Source organism: uncultured Escherichia sp. (assembly GCF_948475835.1).
Taxonomy (GTDB): domain Bacteria; phylum Pseudomonadota; class Gammaproteobacteria; order Enterobacterales; family Enterobacteriaceae; genus ECMA0423.
In genome coordinates, this window is record NZ_CAOLGM010000217.1 from 1 (window position 1) to 3,636 (window position 3,636).

The following is a 3,636-nucleotide window of genomic DNA, read 5'->3' on the forward strand; positions in this document are numbered from 1 at the left end:
ATGGCGTTTCCTTTTTTATTAAAAGATGAAAGATTTTTTTATCAACATCATCTGCTGTAAATGAGAACACCTTAGCATATGGATAATTTACATTTCCAAAATGGGAAAGAAGAGGACTCATTATCTCACAAATATTATTGAGTATATCACCATCTATATTATAGACATCATAAGGCCTCCCCTTTTTTTTATCACATATAATTATATCTACAGTTGTATTTTTTTCAATATAACAAATTGACTGAGGGAAAATAATTGTCTTTTTCCCATTGCTATTTTTTAATACAATTCGTGCATCATAGAGATAAATAATTGTACATTCAAAAAAGTGAACATCCCTGATTTCTAATCTATTTATATTTAAAATGGCCCGTTTATCAGAAAGGTTTAGTTTATATAAAGCACTTTGACTCTTCATATAACCACCTCCACTTCCTATGAAAGTATAATTTCATGAGGCGTTTATAATGTAAATTCGGGAATAATACTGGAAGTGCTTGCAGCAGAAAAAAACACCCATAAAACAGAATAAAAAGTCACTTCATTTCAAAAGGTTAGAACAAAAAAATATAGAATATATTAGATTTTGTATATTCACTATTGTAAAATATACGAAAATACAGAAATGTGTATTTATTGTTCATTAATATACTTTCAAATCGTCGTGGAACAATGATCCAACCCACGTAATTTGGACACAGGTCTAAGCGAGGCTCTGGTTTTCAAATTATTCCGAACTGAGGTCGCCACACCAACTGTGCCATCATCTGTGATGGCATTGACCAGCCAATAACGTCACGCGGTCATAGGTCTATTACCACCGCTAGTACAGCCAGCTTTCATCAGTACGCAGATACGTGATATTGCCCTCCCACTTCGGTTCTGAGCCTTGGTGTAAAAATCATGCTCCAGCAGATTTTCTGGCACAGGCAGATCGTGAACACTGTAGCTAACTGGGCTGAACTTTCGGGAAGCTTTTGCCCTCATCCCTAACGGCACAAGCTTACTGCTACTGTTATTACTGTTCAAGTGGTAACTCTGAGCACACAATTCATTACTCAAGCGTGAAGCACCGTAACACTGGACCAAGTAAAAACCTCGCAGACACTGATGCCACAGTGCTTACGGAACTGCTGGCGTGTGCTTATCTTTGTTCGCCGCTGACACCACGGATATCAGGCGCTGTGACCATCCGGAAGCTTCGATGCTAAACTCATCCAGATATTTTTCAATAAAAGATAGTCTGCTTTTTATCCCATTCTGCTAACTGGCGTTTGAGACGTGCAATCTCAATAGACATCTCCAACTCACCTTCAGAGGAAATCTGCTGATTTTGCTATTTACTGCGCCAGTTGCAGAGTTTTCAGGACTTCACTGCGAAATTCAAATGAATACTGGTAAGATTGTAAGTATCCCGCATAATCGTGCCATTCACACTTAGAGATCATCCAGCATAATCAGTCTGTCAACGAAGGAGATCGCTATGTGTAAAGCCCGTTTTACTGAGCATCAGATCATCGCTGTGATTAAGTCGGTTGAAGCCGGACGAGACGTTGAAGATGTCGGCCGGGAGGCTGGTATCTCTGAGGCCAATATAATAGTCAGGTTCCGATTGTGCAGGCGCAACCTGTCACTATTTTTCAGTACACTGCAACTCGTCTGGCTGGGTACTAACTTCCAACTGCCTGATACTCGGTATCATTTCTCAGCATCGACCAGATTATTCTCGCGTTCTTGTTAGCGACCGCCACGGTCGCTTTATTAAACCAGCGCCGTTCCTTTAACTAGTTAACCCACTGATGCAAGCAGCCAATTGTTATTCATGTCAACTCTGACGACAGCGCGGGCACCATGAATAAAAAATGTACGCAAATGCTTGTCGCCTTTTTTCGTCATATTCATTAGTACCTGCTTGTTGCCACTAGAGTGCTGTCGTGGAACCAGGCCAAGCCATGCGGCAAAGTGACGACCATTTTTAAATTCAGTTCCTTTGGCAATGCTCTGGCAGGCTTCTGATTGCATGAACACAGCGTCAATTTCTTTATCAAAAAAGTTTATACGGCGGCCAAGATCGTTAAAGAGATCATAAAGCTCTGCAACCGTTCTGCGCATACGGGCACTTAACCCGTTTTCTGCATCCTCAAGGATAAGCAGAACGGCACGGCGAACTCTTGAGACTGCCGCACCAATTGTTATTACCCGATCAAGCAGCAGCTCTCTGATTTGACAGACTATCGCAGTACGATGATTGACAATACGCTGTCTTGCACGGTGTAGCCCCTGAATATCCTGCTGTTCAGGGCTTTTCGGTGGAACAAACTGCATCGTAGGTTGCATCAGAGCCACAGCTATCGCCTGCGCATCGTTACCGTCATTTTTTGCCCACGGACAAAAGGTTTTACATACTGGGGGCTGATGACTTTTACATTATGCCCCAGTTTCTCAAACTCACGCTGCCAGTAAAATGCACCTGTAGATGCTTCTATACCGGTCAGACACGCCGGAATATTCGACACCGTCTGGAGTAACTCTTTTCGGCCGGTACGTTTTGAATAAAACGGTTTACCAGTCTAGTTTAACCCGCAGAGCTGAAAGACATTTTTAGCCAGATCAATACCCAGAAATACGATATTCATAGTGATTCTCCTGCTGAGCACATTTCGTACAGTTAACCGCAGAAGGAGGAGGTAGTCCATCCCATTAACTGGAAGTCTAGATACGGCGGTATGGCATCTTCTGATATTAAAAAGATCAAGGATCTTGAGGACGATAACAGGCATCTTAAGCAGATGTTTGCCGATCTCAGTCCTGAGAACCGGGCGCTGAAAGATGTTATCGAAAAAAGCTTTAAAACCAGCCTTTAAGCGTGAGCTGGTCACTCATCTGATAACGACGTTCGGACTCAGTATTCATCAAGCCAGCCAGAGTCTCAATCTGAGCAGAACGGTTTACCATTACCGCCCGGATATCACGCGTGATGAGCCCGTTATTGCCGCATTGCAGGCGGAGGCTAAACGCCCACGACATGGTTTTCCTAAACTTTACCTAGTTCTGCGGCGGCAGGGATATCCGTGGAATCACAAAAGGCTCCACCGTATTTAGTGTCTGCTGAAACTGAATTTTCGCCGTAAGGGCAAACAGCGGTTGCCGGTACGTAATCCATCACCATTGGCCACGCTGTCAGCGCTGAACCAGAGCTGGTCTGTTGATTTTATGCATGATGCTCTGGCCTGTGGTCGTCGTTTTCGTACGTTCAATATCGTTGATGACTTTAACCGTGAGGCGTTGTCGATTGAAATCGATCTGAATCTGCCAGCTCAGCGAGCGATTCGTATTCTCGACAGGATCGCGGCAAACCGTGGCGCTATCCGGTCATGCTGCGCATGGATAATGGTCCGGAATTTATCTCACTGGCGGCAGACTGAATGGACAGAGAGGCACACAGTAAAACTGTAAGCGTACAGCCTGAACCGTCTGGTCAGAATCTGACGAATTAGACAAAGTTGTGTCCACAAAATAAGTAGTGGGAACCAAAGTGTCAGATATGCAGAAAAATGTGACTCTCGGCAGGCGAAAAGGCTGCCCTAATTATCCTCCCGAATTTAAACAGCAGCTCGTTGCTGCCTCCTGTGAACC

At 43.8% G+C, this 3,636-nt stretch carries 5 pseudogenes; 2 read left to right on the forward strand and 3 right to left on the reverse strand.

Going from position 1 to position 3,636, the window contains the following annotated elements:
• Positions 1-418 (reverse strand): annotated as a pseudogene (locus QZF50_RS23000) (AraC family transcriptional regulator); the annotation flags it as partial.
• Positions 419-806: 388 nt separating this feature from the next.
• Positions 807-1,363: pseudogene (locus tag QZF50_RS23005) on the reverse strand (IS3 family transposase); the annotation flags it as partial.
• Positions 1,364-1,483: 120 nt separating this feature from the next.
• On the opposite strand from QZF50_RS23005, the pseudogene QZF50_RS23010 reads away from it, so the two are divergent.
• Positions 1,484-1,591 (forward strand): annotated as a pseudogene (locus tag QZF50_RS23010) (transposase); the annotation flags it as partial.
• Positions 1,592-1,670: 79 nt separating this feature from the next.
• On the opposite strand, the pseudogene QZF50_RS23015 reads toward QZF50_RS23010, so the two are convergent.
• Positions 1,671-2,636 (reverse strand): annotated as a pseudogene (locus tag QZF50_RS23015) (IS110 family transposase).
• Between the two features lie 66 nt (positions 2,637-2,702).
• Here QZF50_RS23015 and QZF50_RS23020 point away from each other — a divergent pair.
• Positions 2,703-3,416: pseudogene (locus QZF50_RS23020) on the forward strand (DDE-type integrase/transposase/recombinase); the annotation flags it as partial.
• Positions 3,417-3,636: the final 220 nt, after the last annotated feature.